13 protein-coding genes, 1 tRNA gene and 3 pseudogenes are annotated in these 18,603 nt (G+C 70.6%); 7 read left to right on the forward strand and 10 right to left on the reverse strand.

Features of this window, described 5'->3' with window-relative positions:
- Positions 1 to 32: 32 nt before the first annotated feature.
- Both PV419_RS19570 and PV419_RS19575 read right to left on the reverse strand, forming a co-directional pair.
- Positions 33 to 1,661, reverse strand: a complete 1,629-nt coding sequence (locus tag PV419_RS19570) for a TROVE domain-containing protein (protein ID WP_319690655.1) — start codon at positions 1,659 to 1,661, stop codon at positions 33 to 35.
- Positions 1,662 to 1,745: 84 nt separating this feature from the next.
- Positions 1,746 to 1,842, reverse strand: a tRNA-Lys gene (locus PV419_RS19575).
- A 164-nt stretch (positions 1,843 to 2,006) separates the two neighbouring features.
- Between PV419_RS19575 and PV419_RS19580 the strand changes: the two genes are divergently transcribed.
- The gene (locus PV419_RS19580) at positions 2,007 to 2,891 is read left to right on the forward strand and encodes a CPBP family intramembrane glutamic endopeptidase (RefSeq protein WP_319690657.1); all 885 of its coding nucleotides are present in this window, start codon (positions 2,007 to 2,009) and stop codon (positions 2,889 to 2,891) included.
- A gap of 20 nt (positions 2,892 to 2,911) precedes the next feature.
- On the forward strand, positions 2,912 to 3,784 hold the full coding sequence (locus PV419_RS19585) for a lytic polysaccharide monooxygenase (RefSeq protein ID WP_319690659.1): 873 nt from the start codon (positions 2,912 to 2,914) through the stop codon (positions 3,782 to 3,784).
- Here PV419_RS19585 and PV419_RS19590 read toward each other — a convergent pair.
- Entirely contained in the window at positions 3,756 to 4,421 is a 666-nt protein-coding gene (locus PV419_RS19590) for a nucleoside/nucleotide kinase family protein (RefSeq protein WP_319690660.1), read from the reverse strand. The genes PV419_RS19585 and PV419_RS19590 overlap by 29 nt on opposite strands.
- 186 nt (positions 4,422 to 4,607) lie before the next feature.
- Between PV419_RS19590 and PV419_RS19595 the strand changes: the two genes are divergently transcribed.
- Complete coding sequence (locus PV419_RS19595; protein WP_319690661.1) at positions 4,608 to 5,105, forward strand: hypothetical protein; 498 nt, start codon at positions 4,608 to 4,610, stop codon at positions 5,103 to 5,105.
- Positions 5,106 to 5,261: 156 nt separating this feature from the next.
- On the opposite strand, the gene PV419_RS19600 is transcribed toward PV419_RS19595, so the two are convergent.
- Together PV419_RS19600 and PV419_RS19605 are read right to left on the reverse strand one after the other, a co-directional pair.
- On the reverse strand, positions 5,262 to 6,479 hold the full coding sequence (locus PV419_RS19600; protein ID WP_319690663.1) for a hypothetical protein: 1,218 nt from the start codon (positions 6,477 to 6,479) through the stop codon (positions 5,262 to 5,264).
- 70 nt (positions 6,480 to 6,549) lie between these two features.
- Complete coding sequence (locus PV419_RS19605; protein WP_319690665.1) at positions 6,550 to 8,262, reverse strand: right-handed parallel beta-helix repeat-containing protein; 1,713 nt, start codon at positions 8,260 to 8,262, stop codon at positions 6,550 to 6,552.
- 307 nt (positions 8,263 to 8,569) lie between these two features.
- On the opposite strand from PV419_RS19605, the pseudogene PV419_RS19610 reads away from it, so the two are divergent.
- Positions 8,570 to 9,087, forward strand: a pseudogene (locus PV419_RS19610) (rhodanese-like domain-containing protein).
- 72 nt (positions 9,088 to 9,159) lie between these two features.
- Here the strand turns inward: PV419_RS19610 and PV419_RS19615 are convergent.
- Positions 9,160 to 9,567 carry a PPOX class F420-dependent oxidoreductase gene (locus tag PV419_RS19615; RefSeq protein ID WP_319690667.1) on the reverse strand — a complete coding sequence of 136 codons (408 nt, stop codon included), beginning with the start codon at positions 9,565 to 9,567 and terminating at the stop codon, positions 9,160 to 9,162.
- 124 nt (positions 9,568 to 9,691) lie between these two features.
- Positions 9,692 to 10,135, reverse strand: coding sequence for a spore-associated protein A (locus tag PV419_RS19620; RefSeq protein WP_415925331.1), 444 nt, complete (start codon positions 10,133 to 10,135; stop codon positions 9,692 to 9,694).
- A 198-nt stretch (positions 10,136 to 10,333) separates the two neighbouring features.
- Here PV419_RS19620 and PV419_RS19625 point away from each other — a divergent pair, with 198 nt between their 5' ends.
- Complete coding sequence (locus PV419_RS19625) at positions 10,334 to 12,121, forward strand: DUF6055 domain-containing protein (protein ID WP_319690669.1); 1,788 nt, start codon at positions 10,334 to 10,336, stop codon at positions 12,119 to 12,121.
- A gap of 105 nt (positions 12,122 to 12,226) precedes the next feature.
- Here the strand turns inward: PV419_RS19625 and PV419_RS19630 are convergent, their stop codons facing one another.
- Entirely contained in the window at positions 12,227 to 14,098 is a 1,872-nt protein-coding gene (locus tag PV419_RS19630) for a glycoside hydrolase family 9 protein (RefSeq protein WP_319690932.1), read from the reverse strand.
- 219 nt (positions 14,099 to 14,317) lie between these two features.
- Positions 14,318 to 14,722, reverse strand: a pseudogene (locus PV419_RS19635) (hypothetical protein); the annotation flags it as partial.
- A 243-nt stretch (positions 14,723 to 14,965) separates the two neighbouring features.
- Here PV419_RS19635 and PV419_RS19640 point away from each other — a divergent pair.
- Both PV419_RS19640 and PV419_RS19645 read left to right on the forward strand, forming a co-directional pair.
- A pseudogene (locus tag PV419_RS19640) lies at positions 14,966 to 15,791 on the forward strand (heavy metal translocating P-type ATPase); the annotation flags it as partial.
- A gap of 145 nt (positions 15,792 to 15,936) precedes the next feature.
- A complete protein-coding gene (locus tag PV419_RS19645) occupies positions 15,937 to 16,767 on the forward strand; it encodes a M55 family metallopeptidase (protein ID WP_319690670.1) in 831 nt (276 codons plus the stop codon).
- Between the two features lie 203 nt (positions 16,768 to 16,970).
- Here the strand turns inward: PV419_RS19645 and PV419_RS19650 are convergent, their stop codons facing one another.
- The gene (locus PV419_RS19650; protein ID WP_319690671.1) at positions 16,971 to 18,524 is read right to left on the reverse strand and encodes a GMC family oxidoreductase; all 1,554 of its coding nucleotides are present in this window, start codon (positions 18,522 to 18,524) and stop codon (positions 16,971 to 16,973) included.
- Between the last annotated feature and the right edge of the window lie 79 nt (positions 18,525 to 18,603).

Genomic DNA, 18,603 nt, shown 5'->3' on the forward strand with positions numbered 1-18,603 from the left:
CGCGCGGTGTCCAGGACAGCTTGATGTGGCCATCAGGCCCAGGGCCAGCGGGCGTTCCGGCCGGCTTCCAGGAGCGGGATCATACGGAAGCTGTGGTCCGTCAGGCCACCGAACGCATGGCGATTACCGCCGCCCGAGGGCATCGCTCCGGCCCGGTAGCCCGCCATGTTCCACATGTAGACCGGCACCTCGGCGGGGACCAGGTCGTCGATGTGGGTCTCGGGCATGCCGCCCCACTGGCCGTGGCAGTTCGACGGCAGCCAGCCCGGGCGGGTCTGCTCGTCGGTGACGATGACGATCCGGTCGTGGCCGGCGTAGTGCTTCTTGACCGCGGAGGGGATGTCGGTGCCGTTGATCCGCCCGAACGCCTCCATGAGCCGCAGCGCGCTGCCGCCCTTGGGCACCTCGAGCCGCCGGCTGGTCATGCCGAACTCGACCAGTGTCGGGGCCTCGGCCCGCACCGCGAGGCCCGCGCCGAACACCGCGGCCTGCTCGGCGAGCGAGATGTCCGAGGTGTTCGGGGTGGAGTACCCGTAGCCGGGGAACATCGACGGGGACCGGTCGATAAGGATCAGCGTCCGGCCGGGCACGGCCGGCACATTGGACAGCGAGGCGTTCAGCGCCTTCTCCAGGGCGTGGCCCCAGCGCAGCGACCGGGTGTGCTTGTAGGCCGCCCAGAACCGGAACGGGAACATGCGCGACCTTCCGACCCGCGCGGGGTCGGAGATGCGCGCGGCCACCTGCTCGGCGACCTCGTCCGAGACACCCGCCTCGTCGAAGTTGCGCAGATTGCGCACCAGAGCCATCAGGCCCATGGACGGGATGACCGCTTCCCAGGCCGCCTTGTCCATCGGCCCCCGCGCCCAGCCGGCCAGCCGCTCCCAGGTCAACCCCGCGCCCGCCAGCCCGCCCGGGGTGGTGACCAGCGAGGGGTCGAGCACATACGCCCGGCGCTCCTCGACCGGGAGCGCGGAGAGCGCCGCGGCGGCCCGCAGCACCGTCAGGCTCTCGGGAATCTCCGTGTCGCGGCCGTGGCGCCGGTCGAGCGCGTACTTGAACAGATCGCCTTGCCACGGCTTGTCGTCCGTCGGCCGGGCGTGCACGAGATTGAGCACATCGCCGAACCGGAATCCCTTGGAGGCCGTGTCGTACTTCAGCAGCGACCGCTCGTCGTAGAGGCGCCGGACGGCGTCGGCGATGCCGCGCTTGACGGGCTTGGGCAGTGTCCGGCCGTACCGGCCGGTCCAGTAGCCGAGCAGCTCCCCCGGCTCGTCGGCCCGCCACAGCACCGAGTCCACGACCTGCCGCGAGTGGCCGGGCGCCGCCGCGTCCAGGCGGGCCCTGACGTACTCGGCGGCGCCCACCAGGGACGCGGTGCGCATATTGCCCTCACGGCGGAGCCAGCCCAGCAGCCGGGCGGTCCACTCCGGGTCCTCGACGGCCAGCTTCCGCACCAGGCGGCGATAGCGGTCGTCGCGGTCGTCGCCCTGCTCGTAGAAGGTGTCGGTGCCGACCATGTTGGACACGGCGAGGAGGAACAGTTCGCTCTTGTCGTCGCGGAGGTATCCGGTCGCGCCCTCGTGGGTGGCCGTCCGCTCCCCCGTGGTGGCGATCGGCGAGACGGCCGCCGGGCGCGCGGCACGGGTGTTGAAGCGAGCCATGAGATTTCCCCTCGTACTGGATGTCCAGAGATCGAAGTCGGTGGAGGCGACGAAGTGCTCTGCCAACTGAGCTACCGGCTCACGAGAGCCGGGCGGGACTCGAACCCGCGACCACTCACTTAAAAGGTGAAGTAGCCCCCGCCTGCGCACCTGGACGCGTCCACTGTAGCCACCACGGCCCTGGACACCGAACGAATTACCGGCCCTGGCGCCTCCCCCGTACGAGCCAACGTCGCCTCCCGCCGCCGGGGGAAACGGATTTCGCTCCGCGCAGCGATGTGGGGCCATACCGCCGGATGACACGTTGGTGCGCGGTTCCGGTCCGGTCACGAAGGAAAGGCGCGCATGTCGAAGACGAAGAAGAACAGAGGGGTCGTGGCGTTTCTCGCCCTGTCCTTCGCCGGTACGTGGCTGTGGCTGTGGGTGGCCCACGGTGTCCTGGGCCTGTCGGCGCTGAACCCGCTGCTGCAACTGCCGGGTTTCTTCATGCCGGGGATCGCGGCCCTCGTCGTACGGCGCTGGGTCACCCGGGAGGGGTTCGCCGACGCGGGGCTCCGGCCGCGCCTGCGGGCCGCCTGGCCGTACTACCTGGCCGCCTGGCTCGGCCCGCTCGCGCTGGCCGCGGTGACCATGGCGCTCGCGGCCGTCCTGGGTGTGTGGCACCCGGACCTGTCCCCGCTCGACGAGCTGGCCCCGGGGGTGGCGAGGTGGCCGGCGCTGCTCGTCCTGATGCTCGTCGTCCCGCTGCTCACCCCGGTGTACTGGGGCGAGGAGTTCGGGTGGACCAGCTATCTCAGGCCGCGGCTGTTCGGTGGCCGCGTCCTGCCGTCCGTGGTGGCCACGGGCGTCATCTGGGCGGTGTGGCACTACCCGCTCGCCTTCATCGGCTATACCGACTTCGAGAACGTGCCGCTCGGTCTGCTGATCTGGACGGTGTCGTGTCTGTGCCAGGAAGCCGTCCTGGCGTGGCTGTATCTGCGCAGCGGTACCGTCTGGGTGGCGAGCCTGGCCCACGCCGGGAACAACATGGTGCTCTTCCTGCTCACCGGCCAGTTGCTGAGCCACGGGGGCGACGGCCTCGGCGCGATCGCGACCATGCTTCTCACCACGGCTCCGGTGGCCGCGCTCGCCGGATGGCTCGCGTGGCGCTCCCGCCGCCGGGCAAGGGCGTTGAACGCGTCGCCCGTACGCCCCGTACTCCATGGCGCGGGCGGGTCGGCCCGCGGCTGAGGCCAGGAGGGCTGCGTCGGATGACCGCACACCGCACCACCACCGTGGCCGCTCTCCTCGGAGCGGCCCCGGTCCTGCTCACGGCGCTGGCCGCCGGGCCCGCCCAGGCGCACGGCGCACCGACCGACCCGGTCAGCCGGACGGTGGCCTGTTCCCCCGAGGGTGGCGGAAACGCCCGGTCGGCCGCATGCAAGGCGGCCGTCGCCGCGGGCGGGGTCCCGGACGAGTGGGACAATCTGCGGGTGGCCCAGGTGGCGGGCCGGGACCGGCAGAGGATTCCCGACGGGAAGCTGTGCAGTGGGGGGCTCGACGCGTACAAGGGGCTCGACCTGGCCCGCGCCGACTGGCCCGCGACACGGCTGGCCGCCGGTGCGGACCTCACGCTCACCTACCGTTCGACCATCCCGCACACCGGGACGTTCCAGTTGTATCTCACCAAGGAGGGCTACGACCCCACGCGGCCGCTGAAGTGGTCGGACCTGGAGGCGAAGCCGTTCGCGACGGCCACCGACCCGGCCCTGACCGACGACGCCTACCACATCAAGGCCAAGCTGCCGTCCGACCGGACCGGCCGTCAGCTCCTCTTCACCATCTGGCGGAACACCAGCACCCCGGACACCTACTACTCGTGCTCCGATGTGGTGTTCACCGGCGCGGACGGCGCCGGCGGCTCCGATGACAGCGCGCCGAGCACTCGCGGCGGCGGCGATGCCGACGGCACCGAGAGCGCACCCAGCGCCGACAACACCGGCAGCACGGCTCGTACCGGCAACGCGGGCAGCGCTGCGGAGAGCACTGACGACACCTCGCCGGCGCTGTACGCGGGTGGCGCGGCGGTGCTCGCCCTGGGCGCGGGCGTGGCCGTCACCCTGCGACGACGACGCCCCCGGTGACGACGAGGTCGGCGCGGTGCCGGGTGCCGGCCACCAGGTCGGCGTTGCGCTGGTCCGTGCCCAGGCTCCAGGCCACCGCCGCGGCGTGGTCCTTGCCGAACCGCTCGTGGCGGGCGACGAGCCGGCGCAACCGCTCGGCCTCGTCCAGCTCGCAGTACCAGACCTCGTCGAGCTGCGGCCGCACCCGGGCCCAGTCCCCCTCCTCGTGCAGCAGGTAGTTGCCCTCGGTGATGACCAGCCGGGCGGTGCGCGGTACGGGGATGCTGCCCGCGATCGGCTGCTCCAGCTCCCGTGCGAAGCCCGGCGCGTACACCACCTCGTCCTCGTCCTCGCGCAGCCGGCGCAGCAGGGCGGCGTAGCCCGCCGCGTCGAAGGTGTCCGGGGCACCCTTGCGGTCGCGGCGACCCAGGCGGTCGAGCTCGATGTCGGCCAGGTGGAAGCCGTCCATCGGCACATGGGCGACCCAGCCGCCGCCGCCCTCTCCGCCCTCCTCGACCGGGCCGTCGCGCAGCGCGGTCAGGAGGTGCTCGGCGAGGGTGGACTTGCCGGCCCCGGGGCTTCCGGTGATCCCGAGAGTGGCGCGCCGCCCGGGCCGTACCAGGGCGCGGGCGCGGGCCGCGAGTACCTCGATCGTCATCGGCCGCGGCCGCTCACGGCGAGCGGGCCGGTGATGAGTCGCTCGCCGACCTCGTGCGCCGGCCGGACGTCCTCCTCGATGTTCATGCGGCAAGTGTCCCAGGTGGAGGCGCCATCGCCGGCGGCCGGATCCACCGGAACGGGGTCAGGCGACTCGTCGAGGGCACTGCCTCATAGGATGCGGGCCATGGACATCGAGCTGGACCCGCCGAACGGCATCACGGGCTTTCCCCTCGGTATGCCGGCGGAGGACCTCAAAACGGCGGCAGCGGAGCTGGGCAGGATCAAGGTCTCGAACGACGGCTCCGCGGTCCGGTTCCGCTCGATGAAGGTGCTCGCGCTGCACCCGCAGTTCGAGATCGTCTTCCATCTCGAGGACGGCAGGACCCTCGGCGCCGCGGAGGTGTGGATCCCCCGCCCCGGCCACGAGGACTTCCGGGTCCACTTCCGCGGCGTCGATGTCTTCCGCACCCCCGCCCGGGAGTTGCTGGGGCGGCTGGCGGCGATGGGCCTGACAGTCCTGGACGAGACCCTCTACGCGTATGTGCCCGGGCTCTCCCTCGGCTTCACCCGGGTGGCCGGTCATGATGTCCCACTGGACGACGCCGACGGCGAACCGCTGTACTTCCAGGCCGTGTTGACCGGTCCCACCGGCTACTACGACTTCAAACTGTCCGACGGCTGAGGCCGCCCGGCGGTCCGCTGCTCTCGCGAACCACGAGTTCGGTGGCGACCTCGCCCCGCGGGGTCACCCAGTCGGCGTAGCCCCGGGTCGCCGCCCTCGACTGGCTGACGCTGCGCCGTTGATGTCTGGATGTTGATTCTGCTGGGACGGGCCTGGTCAGGCCCGTCCCAGCAGCGCGTCCCGGTGGAGCCAGGCGAGCCGGAGCAGGGCGGCACCGGCGGGCTGCATGGGTTCGACGGTCGTGAGCCGCTCGATGTGGTCGGCCCAAAAGGGCACGCCCATCGAGCGGCCGGTGCCGTCCTCGACGCCGACGAGATGTCCTTCGTCGTTTGTCGCGGCCAGGTCCTGGAAGAGCTCGTCGAAGACCTCGGCGTCCAGGACGAGCACGGTGAGCATGTCGGTGACGAACGTCAGCGGGTCCACGCCGAGCCCCAGCCAGTGGATCCGTGCCGCGCCGGAGGCGCGGGCCTCGCCCAGGGCCCGGTTGAGGGGCCATCCGTCGTAGTCGATGGGGGCGGTGTCGCTGCCGTAGTCCTCGCTCGTGCCCAGAAGCTCCTCACTGAGTTCCCGGACGACCGCGCGCCACAGACCGAAGTCGTTGTCCTCGTTCCAGGGGGCGTCGTGGGACGGCTGGAACATGCCGACCGGCGTCACTTGGTGGAGCCCTCCCCCGGTGGCGACCTTCGCCGGGTCGCGCCAGTGGAGGATGAATTCGGCGGCGCTGTGTTCCGGGGCGGGGCCCCGGGCGCGGCCCGGGTCGTGGCGCAGGAGGAGAGTGCTGACGGCGGCCATGACCGGGCGGCGGGTCAGGTCGGTCGGGTCGCCGATGAGGGCGCGGAACGGCGTGCGGGCCGGGTCCGGGGCCCGGTCGCCGCGGGGCGGGGCCGCCGCGGCGAACTCATGCGCCACGGCCTCGCAGATGTCGATGACCTCGAAGTAGTGGCCGCGGCCGAAGGTGAGCGTGGGTGCGCCACCACCCTTCACCTGGAGCAGCCGGTAACACGCGCGGTTCTCGAACAGCCGCGGGCGCGCCAACTCGCCGACGGCCTCGGCGTAGGAGGCATACGGTGTGCCGTCGTCGCGCAGCGGCCGGATGGGGTCGAGCGCGGGGCTGTGCCCGTCCACCGAAGTGGCGGGGCTGTCGCCGGTCCACACCAGGCGCACCCGCTCCAGCGGGACGGGCCGGTCGGGGATCCACCCCGGCCGGGCGAGAAGGGGGGTGCCGGCCACGCGCCGGCGGGCGGGGAAGGCTTCGGCGGCGCGGGCGGTCAGGTCGGACCGCCGCCGGTTCAGGTCCGCTCGTACGGAGCGCCACCGGTCGCGGGTCCGGCCGGGCAGGACGCGTGGGGCGGATTCGGGGTGGTCATGGGTCACCTTCCCCTCTTTACCAGCACCCGGTGTGGCGTGCCCGGCCGGTGGTCCCGCCACCGGCCGGGCACGGCCGTCATCGCCGGTACTCGACGGCGCCGAGGTCCGGGGCGCCCACGTACAGCCGGGTACCGATGTAGTCACGGCCGCCGTTGTCCGGGGTGGCCGCGCCGCTGTCGATCAGCGGTGAGCCCTTGGCCGGGGCGAAGCCCAGGGCCGTCCCGAGCTGCGGTCCGGTGGCGGCCGTGCCGTACGGACCGGATACGGCCGGGTCCCGGAACAGCGGGTCGCCCGTGCGGGCGGCGGTGTCGGTCGCGGGGACGGGCAGGGTGGCGCCGCCGTAGAAGTTGCGGTCGTAGGTGATGGTCGGGCTGGTGGTCAGGGACGCGTCGGCGACCGACGAGTAGAAGGCGTTGTCGTGGAGGTCGTACCGGGCGGCGAGGGAGGACCCGTAGCCGTACACCACATAGCGGCTCGTCGTGTTGTGCACGGTGTTGTTGTAGATCTCCGCGGAGGCAGCCTTGTCGGAGTGCAGATAGAAGGGGTACCGGGAGTTCCCGCTGACGATGTTGTAGCGGACCACGACGTCGCCGAACGCGAACTGGCAGAGCAGGACGCCGTCGCCGTTGTCGTGCACGAAGTTGTACTGGATGACGACCCGCGTGGTGCCCTTGTCCGCGTCGATGCCGTTGGAGTCGGCGCCCCCGGCCTTCTGCTGGGTCCGGTACACCTCGTTGCGCTGGATCACCACATCGTCGGAGTAGTACGTCTCGATGCCCGAGGTCCCCGTCGCGTCGACCACGTTGTGATCGACCAGGGCGCCCCGCACATTGGTCAGATAGATCCCGTTGCATCCGTAGGCCGTGCCGGCCTGGGTGATGTAGTTGTCCCGGATGGTGACCTTGGTGTGCGGGGTGAAGGTGGTGTCGCCGGCCGAGGTGCGGGTTCCCCAACCGGTCGGTGTGGCGATGGTGTTGCCGTCCGCGTCCTTCCCGTCACCGGTGTACTGCTTCACCACGATCCCGGCGAACGAGGTGTTGCGCACCGTGGAGTGCCGCACCTGTATGTCGCTCAGGACGGTCGGGGTGGCGGGCGGCGCGGTGATGTCGGGCACGGTGGTGTCGAAGATGATGCCACCGGTCTTCTTGGAGCCGTCCCAGCCCGTCTTGAAGTGGATTCCCGGCGCGTTGTTCGAGACGCTGCCGCTGATCCAGTTCACCTCGCCCGTGACGTCGTGGACGTCCACCCGCTCGATGACGAAGTGGTCGAGCCGTCGCGAGTCGTCCCCCGACACATGGATGCCGCGCAGGTCGCCCAGGTTCTCTCCGGGCGTGTCGGTGGCGGGGACCGCGTTGCTGATGTCGAGGTCGCGGATCTGCCAGTACTCCTGGTTGAACAGGCGGACCGCGTCGTCGACGCGCCCCTCCCCCTGGATCTTCGGCTTCGGTCCCTTGCCGTAGTCGCCGACCATGATCGGCCGGTGCTCTTCGCCCGACCCCTTGGGCCACAGCTGCCCCTGCCATAAGCCACCGGCCTTCAGCAGGATGCGGTCGCCGGGCCGGAACGTCGTCCGGTTGACCTGGTCGAGGCTCCGCCAGGCCTTGTCGGGGCTGGTGCCGGAAGCGCTGTCATTCCCGGCCCTGGAGTCCACGTAGTACGCGGTGCCGGTCGGCGGGTCGGCGGCCTGCGCGGCGACGGGGTGCCCGAGCGGCGAGAGGGCGCCAAGTGCGACCGCTACGAGCAGACCAAGCCGTTTGTGACCGCGTCTGACGGACCGTTCAGGTGTCAACGTCGACCCCTTCCTCGGGATGAATGCCGGGCTGCGGCCGAGCCATAGAAAGCGCTGTCAACAACCTCTGTCAAGACCTCGCGCACACATCTCACCGAACGCGCTCACACCCGCTCCCAGACACCCCTGGGGGGTACCTTTGCCGGGAGCGGCCACGGTCCTTCCCGCGCGCGACGTTCGCCGAGCTCGCCGCCCGGGCCGCGGACCGGGACGGTCGTCCTCGACGTCCGCCGGGAGTCCGAGCGCGCCCGGGAACACCTCGCGGGCTCGCTGCACATCCCCGTGCACCGGCTGCGCGCAAGGCTCCATGAACGCTCCCCACGCCTGCACCGCCGACCAGGCCCGCACCCGTCTGCACGAGCTCACGGTCATCGATGTCCGCACGCCGGGCGAGTACACCTCGGGGCGTCTGCCCGGCGCCCACAGCATCCCTCTGGACCAGCTCGGCCGCGCCCTGCCCGCGATCGGGCAGGCCGCCGGGAGGGGCGGGATACTGCTGGTCTGCGCGTCCGGCGCACGCTCCGCGAAGGCCTGCGAGGCGCTCGCCGCGGCCATGAGCCGCACCGCCCCCGGGCCGCCTCCCGCGCCACTTGGAGCATGGAGCGTCAGGTCCGCTTCACCGCCGGGGCCGCCGTGCTGACCGGTCTGGGCCTCGGCCTGCTGCACCCGGCCTGGCAGCTGGTCTCGGCGGGCATCGCGGGAGGTCTGGTCTTCTCGGCGCTCACCGACACCTGCGGCATGGCCGCGCTCCTCGCCAGGCTCCTCCACAACCGGCCGCGCCCCGCCGACCTCGACGCCACGCCGGCCGCCCTGCGGGGACGCTGAGCAGAGGAACACCCCCCGCGGCCTGCCCGGTCGGCGCGCGGCCGCCCAGCGGGACGCGGGGGGTGCGGTGTTTCAGAGCCGACCCACGACCTTGGTCGGGGTGACCCGTACGACGACCCGCTCACCGTCGTCCCGGGAGGCCGGGTTGAAGGTGGCGTAGTCCTTGCCCGTGTACTTCAGCGACACCTTGTTCAGCACTTCCTTGTCGCTGTCCGGAGCAAGGGTGGCGGTGCCGCGGATCTCTGCGTAGACGTACGGGTCCTCCGGCGGGTTGACCATCACGGTTATCCGCGGGTCGCGGCGGAGGTTCTTGCCCTGCAGCCGGTCCACGGTCGTGGAGAACAGCAGGTCGTCACCGTCGCGGATGGCCCATACGACCGTCAGGTGCGGGCGACCGTCCCCAGAGATGGTCGCCACGGTCACGAAGGCACGCGATTCGTCGAGGTACTTCTTCAAGCCGTCCGAGAGACTGGCCGCCACAATCAGAGCCTTTCCACAGGGGACAGGAACGCGACACCACACGGGGTGCCCGGTCGGAACGTACCACCCACCCGACCGCGCGGTTGCGCGACAGCGTCGGCCCTGACGGCGAACCGGCCGCCGGTCACCAGCCCTTGGTCACCCGATGCTCCTTCAGCGAGCCGCAGTTGCTCCCGTACGTCCAGGTCGCCTGGTTGTCGATGCCCCCTGCCCAGTCCACGCACTTGCCGCGCGCGGAGACGTACACCGGGCCCGCGTAGGACGTGTAGTCGCCGGTGTCCTCCTGGTACTCGCCGTCGTACGCATAGAGGTAGGCGAACATCGGGACCGGGGAACCCGCGGCGTTCCGGACGGTGACCACACAGTTCTTGCCCTTCGCGGAGTTGTAGGTCAGGTAGACGGTGCCCTTCTGCCCGATCGGCGCCGAGTTCACCACCTTGTAGCCGCTGCCGCAGACCCCGTTGTACGCGGCCCGGGCGGCGGCCGACGCCTGCGGGGCCAGGGCCGTGGTGCCCGCGACGGCGGAGGCCAGGACCGCGGTGGCGGCCATATAGCGAGAAAGCTTCATGTATCCCCCTTATTACCTCTGGACGCTGTTTGCGTCATCTAGGTGACATGCGAAGGGGCCGGATGGTTGTAGGTGTCTCGCCGACTGCTCGGAGGCGGCGGGAGACCGGCCGGCGCGCGCGGCCATGGCCGTGGGAGCGCTCCCGTGACACTATTTCCCCACACCCCACGGGAGTTGCATCAGAACGGAGGATCGGGCATGAGATCCCCATTATTGACATGGCCGCGACGATTGATGGCGGCGGCGGCGATGCTGGCGCTCACCGTCGCACTGGGCGTGACACCGGCGGCAGCGCGCCAGCAGGCACCGACGGCAGCGGCGGCCAAGACGGTGTACATCCCGCCCAGTTGGGCGGCGACCGGCGAGGTGCCATGGGCCCAGAACAGGACCAAGGAGTCGAACAACTTCATCCTCCTGTGGGGGGAGAAGTCGGGCACCGACCCCAAGAACGCATCGGGGCAGTACCGGTTCGACCCCGACGACATCCTCAGCCAGCTGGAGCGGCTGTACTCCTTCTACGTCAACACGTTGAAGTTCACGCCGGAGACCGGCCTGCTGTCCCAGCACAAGATCGATGTGATCGTCACCCAGACCTGGAACAACAGCAACCTCAACGCCTGGGCCTCGGGCGGCCAGGCCGACGGCAGGGTCGGCGTGATCAATATCGCCCCCGGCGCGGCCCAGCCCGGCTCCTGGGGACTGGCCCATGAACTGGGCCATGTGTTCCAGAACTACACGTTCATGGGCAAGGGCGGCGGCGCCGGGCTGACCGACCCGTCGGCCGGGACGTTCTGGGAGACCGGCGCCGAGTACATGGCGATGCAGGTGTACCCGGACGGGGGCGCGGGCGACCTGACCCGGTTCCTGCGCACCGAGAACCTCGCCTACTCCTCCAGCCGCCACCACTACGGCAACTGGATGCTGGTGCAGTACCTGGTCGACCGCTACGGCGGGGTGAAGACCTTCACCGACATCTGGAACCAGGCCAGGAACAACGAACACCCGCTGGAGGTGTACCGGCGGATCAACAACCTCAGCCAGGCCCAGCTGAACACGCGGATCGCCGAGTACGCGCAGCGCCAGGTCACCTACGACTACTCCAACCGGTCCCACATCATGCCGTTCATCAACAACGTCTACGGCGCCGGCTTCATCAACGCCTACAACGGCGTCCCGGTGAACGCGGTCAACCAGTCCGCCGGCCACTACGCCATCCCGGACCCGCTCGCCCCGTCCGACTACGGCTACAACAAGATCAAGCTGGTGCCCAGCAGCGACGGAGCGCTGATCAAGCTGCACCTCAAGGGCCATGTCAACGCGGCCGCCGGATCCGGCTGGTCCTACGGCTTTGTCGCGGTGAAGAACGGCGCCCCGCGCTACGGGCCCGTCTCCACCAGTGCCGACGGTCAGCTCAGCTTCCAGACCCAGCCCGGTGAGAAGGAGGTGTACCTGGTGGTCACCGGCGCCCCGAGCACCGTGCACCACTACGCCTACCTCGACGGCTACACCAAGAACCACCGCTACCCGTACGAGTTCCGGATCAGCGGCGCCATCCCGTCCGGCTACGAGCCGGGCTACCAGAAGCCGACCGCCACCGGCGGCGGACACTGGCACTCCAACGGCGGCGGCTGGGTCGACAACCGCGCCAACGTCGCCGCCAGCGTCTACGTCGGGCCGCGCGCCGCGGTGTTCAGCGGTTCCACCGTCACCGGCAACGCCCGGATCGAGGGCCTGTCCTGGGTCAACTCCGGCGCCACCATCAGCGGCAACGTCGTGGTCAAGGACAACGCCATCGTCCAGGGCGGGGCCAACCTGTCCGGCAGCGTGGTCCTCGGCGGCGACGCCGAAATAGCCATCAGCTGCTCCTCGGGTACCTATCTGCTGTTCAACCCGGACCGGGGCTGCGACGGCCGCGGCGGGGAGACGGACGTCAACCCCGCCCATGGCACCTTCACCGACGACGAACTGGCCATCACCATCTCGTAACACCCTTCGCCCCGTCGTCCCCGACGGGTGACGAGGGCGGCCGCGCCCTGTGCGCGGCCGCCCTCGGCGGTGTGGTGTGGGACGGTCGGCTCAGCCGTGGTCGGCTCAGCCCTTGTACGCCATGCCCTTGCCCAGATCGTCGACGTACGAGGAGATCCAGGCCAGCGGGGCGTTCCAGTTGATGGTGACCTCGTTGGTGGAGAACGCCATGATGTCGTCGATATAGCACATCGCCGGGGCACAGCCCTTCAGCTTCTTCTGGGCGACCGGGTCCTGCAGCCCGGAGTTCGGGCCACCGGCCAACGTACCGGGCGCCGGGCTCGGCAGCTTGGCGTCAATCTGGTGTGCCCAGAAGCGGTGGTGCTGGTGGTGCGAGTTCCGTTCGCCGTAGCCCGTGACATAGGACTGGTCGAGCGGGTTCGCACCGAGCAGATAGTCCAGGCCACGCAGCACCGCGTCACGGTAGCGGGTCTTGCCGGTCAGGTCGTGCGCCGTGGCGAGGACGACCATGTTGTTCAGCACCTGGCTGTTGGAACCCCACTCGTACCTGCCGCCCTTCGGCGCGTACGGCACGCCATAGTCCGACTTCGCGGAGTCCGCGGCGTAGCGGTCGGCGGCCCGAATCACCGTCTTGCGCACGTCGGCGCGCTGCTTGTCGGTGAGCTTGTTGTCCACGGTGGCCAGGTCGAGCGCTCCGAGGCCCGCGGTCGACGCCCAGGACAGGGCGCTGGTACGCGGGAAGATCGCGTCGACGTCGCCGTACAGCGGAGACTGGAGGACGGCCTGACGGTAGGTGTTGTCACCGGTGGTGATGAACAGCTCGGCGCCGGCCCAGTAGAACTCGTCGTTGACGTCGCTGTCGCCGTAGGCGCCACCGCCCGTGGAGTCCTGATCGCCGGCGATCATGTGCGGGTGTGCCTTGGCCGCGGCCCAGGCGGCCTTGGCAACGTGCAGGCTCCGGGCGGCGAACCGCGGGTCGTAGGGCTTGAAGAGGCGGGCGCTCTGGGCGGCGGTGGCCGCCAGGTTGAGCGTGGCGGCGGTGGACGGCGCGTGCAGCTCACGCTGCTGCTTGTCCTGGTCCGGCCGCGTCGGGAACCCGGTCCACTGCTTGTCGTGCACCTTGTGGAACGCCATGCCGGCGAGCGGCTTGCCCTGGGGCACCTGCATACGCATCAGGAAGTCCATCTCCCAGCGGGCCTCGTCGAGGATGTCCGGGATGCCGTTGCCGTGCTCGGGCACCCGGAGCCGGCCGTCGCCCAGCGGCTTGGCGTCGGCGCCCTTGGTGGTGCGGGTGCGCTCGAACTCGGACATCAGCTGAGCCACCGAGATACCGCCGTTGACGACGTACTTGCCCTGGTCGCCCGCGTCGTACCAGCCACCGGAGACATTCCGGCGGTAGTCGCATACGCCCTGCCGGCACGGGACGTCGGTGTCCCCCCGGTGCGGAGCCGCCTTGCCATGACCCGCGGGGCGCGCGTACTTGCCGCCGACGAGAGCCGCGTCGATCTTGATGCCGCTGCGGTTCTGGTAGAAGTAGTCCAGCGAATCGCGGCGCAGCGAGCTGTAGAGGTCGTCACCGATGGAGAACGGCTCGCTCTTCTTCCCGTCGATGGTGACGGTGTAGCCCTCGCCCTTGTCGGTGACCCTGCTGAAGTCGAAGGTCTGGACGTTCTGCCGGGAGCTCGGGTCGACGCCCGCGGGCGTGGTGGTCCCGCTGGCCCGCTTGGTGTCGTCGGCGGCCCTGAGGGTCCATGTCAGGGGCTTGGTGGCGCGGGTGACGACGGTGCCCTTCTTGGGGCCGTGGGTCAGATAACCGACCTGGTTCACCCGCACCGGGGAGCCGGTGTCGAGCTTGGGGCCGGTCTTCTCGGCACCGGCCGCCTCGGCGCCGCGCGGGGCGCCGCGGTCCACGGCCCCTGCCGCGGGTGCCGTCAGGGCACCCAGCGCCAGGCCGGCGGCGACCGCCGCGCCCAGCATGCGCTGGCGGCGGCCGGTCCGGTCGGGGGCGGGACGTACTCGGGGGGCAGCAGGCATCAAGGCTTCGGCTCTTCCGGAGGGGGACACAGAGGCAACGCGGTAGCGCGGTAGGGGGCCGCCGCCGCGAATTTCCACGCCTCAGAGCCTAGAAAGCCGCCCTGGCCTGCAGCTTCGTACGCTTAGCCGAAATCCGAGTACATCAGTCGACCGAATTCCAGCTCATCCAATTGAGGTATTCCGGGCGATCTGCCCGGTGAAAGCCGCGGTGTGGACCTTGCCCTGGTGCTTGAAGTCCAGGAACAGGCGGTACGCGCCCGGGCTCGGCGCCGTCGCCGTGAAGGAGATCTCGGGGCCGGGCTTCGCCTTGCCGTCTCCGGGCATCGGCGCCGAGTGTGAGCCCTTCCCCGCCCTTGGGCGTGAAGTCGGCGAAGACCCGGTACGGCCGGCCTCGGGCAGATCCACGGAAGTGGGCCAGGTGCCGTCGGCCGCCCGGGCCCGGTGCAGATGGCGGAAGGTCGCCAGGTCGCGTGAGGCGACGATCAGGTGCAGTTCCTTGACGTGCTCGCGGTCGTACGCGGTGAGCGGGCGTCCGGTTCCGTCCCGCACGATGGTGAAGCGCAGGTCAGGGGCGGAGAGAGCTCATGGCCTCCGTCGTGGCCTTGCTCAAGTCCTCCGCCGTGCTCGGCCCCCTCGGCCCCGCGAATGCGGCGATCCGCAGTCCAGTGTTCATGACACACCCCTTGTCTTCCGGCCGCCCATTCCCGCGGCCTTCATGCCCACGCGGCGGAGCGGCATGTCAATGCTTGCGCAATTACCCCCGGGGGTATCAGGTCAAGCCTGCGACGTCCCCCGCTGCGAGGAGCAGACATGACCACCACCACGCCCGGCGCCGCCGAGATCGAACTCGCCATTGGCGGGATGGCCTGTGCCTCGTGCGCCGCGCGGATCGAGAAGAAGCTCAACCGCATGGATGGGGTCGAGGCCACCGGCTACTCCGCGCGCGAACCCGAGCCCGAGGTCGCGATGGCCATGGCCCCGGCCCTCCAGTTCGACTACGGACAGTGGCTGTCGCTGACGCTGGCGGCCCCCGTGGTGACCTACGCCGCCTGGCCCTTCCACAAGGCGGCCTGGACCAACGCCCGACACGGCGCGGCCACCATGGACACCCTGATCTCCGTCGGCACGACCGCCGCGTTCCTGTGGTCGCTGTGGGCCCTGTTCTTCGGTACGGCCGGTACGCCCGGCATGGCCCACCCCTTCGAGTTCACCATCGCCCGCTCCGACGGGGCCGGGAACATCTGTCTGGAGGCCGCGGCCGGCGTCACCACCTTCATCCTGGCCGGACGCTACTTCGAGGCGCGGTCGAAGCGTAAGGCGGGCGCGGCGCTCAAGGCGCTCAGGGAGCTCGGGGCCCAAAGAGGCCACCGGCCTGCGCGGCGGACGCGAAGAGCTCATACCGGTCGGCGAGCTCAGGACCGGTGACCGGTTCCTGGTCCGCCCCGAGGAGAAGATCGCCACCGACGGCACGGTCGTCGACGGGTCGTCCGCGGTCGACGCCTCCATGCTCACCGGCGAATCCGTCCCTGTGGGGGTCGGCGAAGGCGACAGCGTCACCGGCGCCACGCTCAACACCGGAGGCCGCCTGGTCGTCGAGGCCACCCGGGTCGGCGCCGACACCCAGCTCGCCCGCATGATGATCGCCTGAGCGGCCATGGCCTTCTCCTCCGTCTTCGTGGTCGGCAACCGCCTCCGGCTGCGCGGCTTCCAGCCGGCGGACAGGGAACCGGAGGAGGAGCGGCAGGCGTCTTCCGCGTGATCGAGTGTGAGGAGTGCGCACCGTGCGGATCTATTTCAGCGTGGACATGGAGGGCGTCACAGGGCTTGTCGACGCTGACGATGTCCAGCCGGGCGGGCGGGACTACGAGCGTGGACGGCTGATGATGGCGGAGGACGTCAACGCGGCCATCCGCGGCGCTGTCGCCGCCGGCGCCACCGACATCACCGTCAATGACGCGCACGGCGCCATGCGCAACCTCCTGCCCGAGTCCCTGCACCCCGCGGCCCGCCTCATCCGGGGCAGGCCCAAACAGATGGGCATGCTCGAAGGCCTCACCCCCGAGCACGACGCCGTCATCTGCGTCGGCTACCACTCGCGGGCCGGCGCACTCGGTGTGCTGAGCCACAGCTTTATGGGCCACGAGATCGAAGACATGTGGCTTGACGGCAGGCCCGTGGGCGAGATCGGCCTGGCCCATGCCACCGCGGCGGCCCTCGGTGTCCCGGTGGCGGTCCTCACCGGTGACGACAGCGCCTGCGCGGAGATGGCGGAGTGGGACGGGTCCGTCGCCACCGTCGCCGTGAAGTACGCGCGCGACCGCTTCGCGGCGGATCTGCGCCCGGCCCAGGAAGCACGTACGGCGATCGAGGAAGCGGTCGCCGCCGGCCTGCCCGCACCGCGAGTGCCTCGGTCGGCGACGTCGGACCCGTCCACTCTCACCGTCCGCTGGCAGTCGGCCACGGTGGCCGCCACGCTCCTGGGCATTCCCGGGGTGACCTCGACGGACACACGAACCGTCCAGGCACAGGGCTCGCTGCCCAGCCTCTACCGGCTCTTCGGCGTCTGGATGCGGGTGGCGGCATCCCTGACCAATCAGCCACCGTACTGCTGACCGGGTCCCGCTCGGCTCGGGGCGGCTTACGGCATCTGGCGCCGGAATCCGGGCCTGGGCGGGTGCGAGCGGCTGGGCAACACGCACCGACCCGCAGGCCCGGTCACTTCACGGGCGCCGCGCCCGGCGCACGGCCAGGGGGCTCAGGTGCCGAAGCCGCTGACAGCCGCACCCCCTCCCCGCGCATGTCGCTGCCGCGTGGCTCACGCGACTCCCCGGATGAGGTCGGCCGCCTTCTCCGCGGCCATGATGACGGGCGCGTTGGTGTTCCCCCTCGGCACCGTCGGGAACACCGAGGCGTCGACGACCCGCAGGCCCGCCACGTCCAACACCCGCAGCTCGGGGTCGACCACCGAGCCGATGGCGCAGGTCGACGTCGGGTGGTACAGCGTCTGACCGACCCGCTGCGCGAAGGTGAGGAGTTCCGCGTCGGAGTGCGAGTCCGGCACGTCGAACGGGCCGGTGACCACCTCGGCCAGGGCGTCCTGCGCCGCGATCCGCAGGGCGATGCGCAGGCCGCTGACGATGCAGTCCCGGTCCTCGGCCGTCGTCAGGTAGTTGTGCACGATCCGGGGTGCGGCGTCCGGGCGCAGGGAGCGCAGCGTCACCTGGCCGCGGCTGGTCGGGGCGAGGACGCATGGGCCGAACGCGAAGCCGTGCTCGGTGACGGGGCCGAGTCCTTCCTGGTGGAACAGCACCGGAGCCATGTGGAACTGCACGTCCGGCGCGTCCAGTCCGTCCCGGCTGCGGAAGAAGCCGCCGGCCTCTCCTATGTTGCACGTCAGCGGGCCACGCCCCTCGCTCTCCAGCAGCAAGGCGTTCTCCGGAGTCGCCGCGCTCATCAGGGATTCAACGCCGGTACGGAAGTTCAGCAGCGCCATATAGTGGTCCTGCAGGCCCTGGCCCACCGGAAGGTCGCGCACCACATCGATGCCGAAGCCCGAAAGCGTGGCGGCGGGCCCGATCCCGGAGAGCATCAGCAGCTTCGGGGACTCGTAGGTGCCCGCGGACAGGATCACCTCACGGTCTGCGCGGACCACCTCGACCGTGCCTCCCCGGTCCACCTCCACCCCCGTCGCCCGGCCACCCTCGATCACCACGCGGTGGGCTCGGGCCGCGCGGAGCACGGCGAGGTTCGGCCGCTCCAGGACCGGGTTCAGATAGGCGACGGCCGTGCTGCAGCGCATGCCGCCGCGCTGGGTCAGCTGAAACCGCCCGACGCCGAACTGCGTCTCGCCATTGAAGTCCTCGTTCCGCTTGTGTCCCGCTTGCTCGGCGGCCTGGATGAAGGCCGTGGCGAGCGGATGGTCGGACCTGCTGTCGCTGACCGTCAGCGGGCCGCCCACCGAGTGGAACCCGTCCTCGCCGCGCTGGTTGTCCTCCGAGCGCCGGAAGTACGGCAACACCTCGGCGTACGACCATCCTGTGGCCCCGGCGGCGGCCCAGCCGTCGTAGTCGGCACGGTTGCCGCGCATATAGATCATCGCGTTGATCGAGCTGCTGCCCCCGAGCACCTTGCCCCGGGGCAGATAGGTCCGGCGGCCTCCGATCCCCGGCTCCGGGTCGGAGTCGAGATCCCAGTCGACCTCGCTCTTGAAGAGCTGGGGGAAGGCGGCCGGAATATGGATCTCCTGCGCGGTGTCGGGGCCGCCCGCCTCGATCAACGCCACCCGGACATCGGGGTCTTCCGTCAGCCGCGCCGCCAGCACACTACCCGCGGATCCGGCACCGACGATGACGTAGTCATAAGTGTTCATCCAATCTCCCTGCCTGACGAGTGCACTGACTGCGCGAACGCTCCGCTACGGTCCGCAGCGGAGCCGCGCTGACCTGGAG

Origin of the sequence: Streptomyces sp. ME19-01-6, from assembly GCF_033793745.1 — a bacterium.
Lineage (GTDB): Bacteria > Actinomycetota > Actinomycetes > Streptomycetales > Streptomycetaceae > Streptomyces.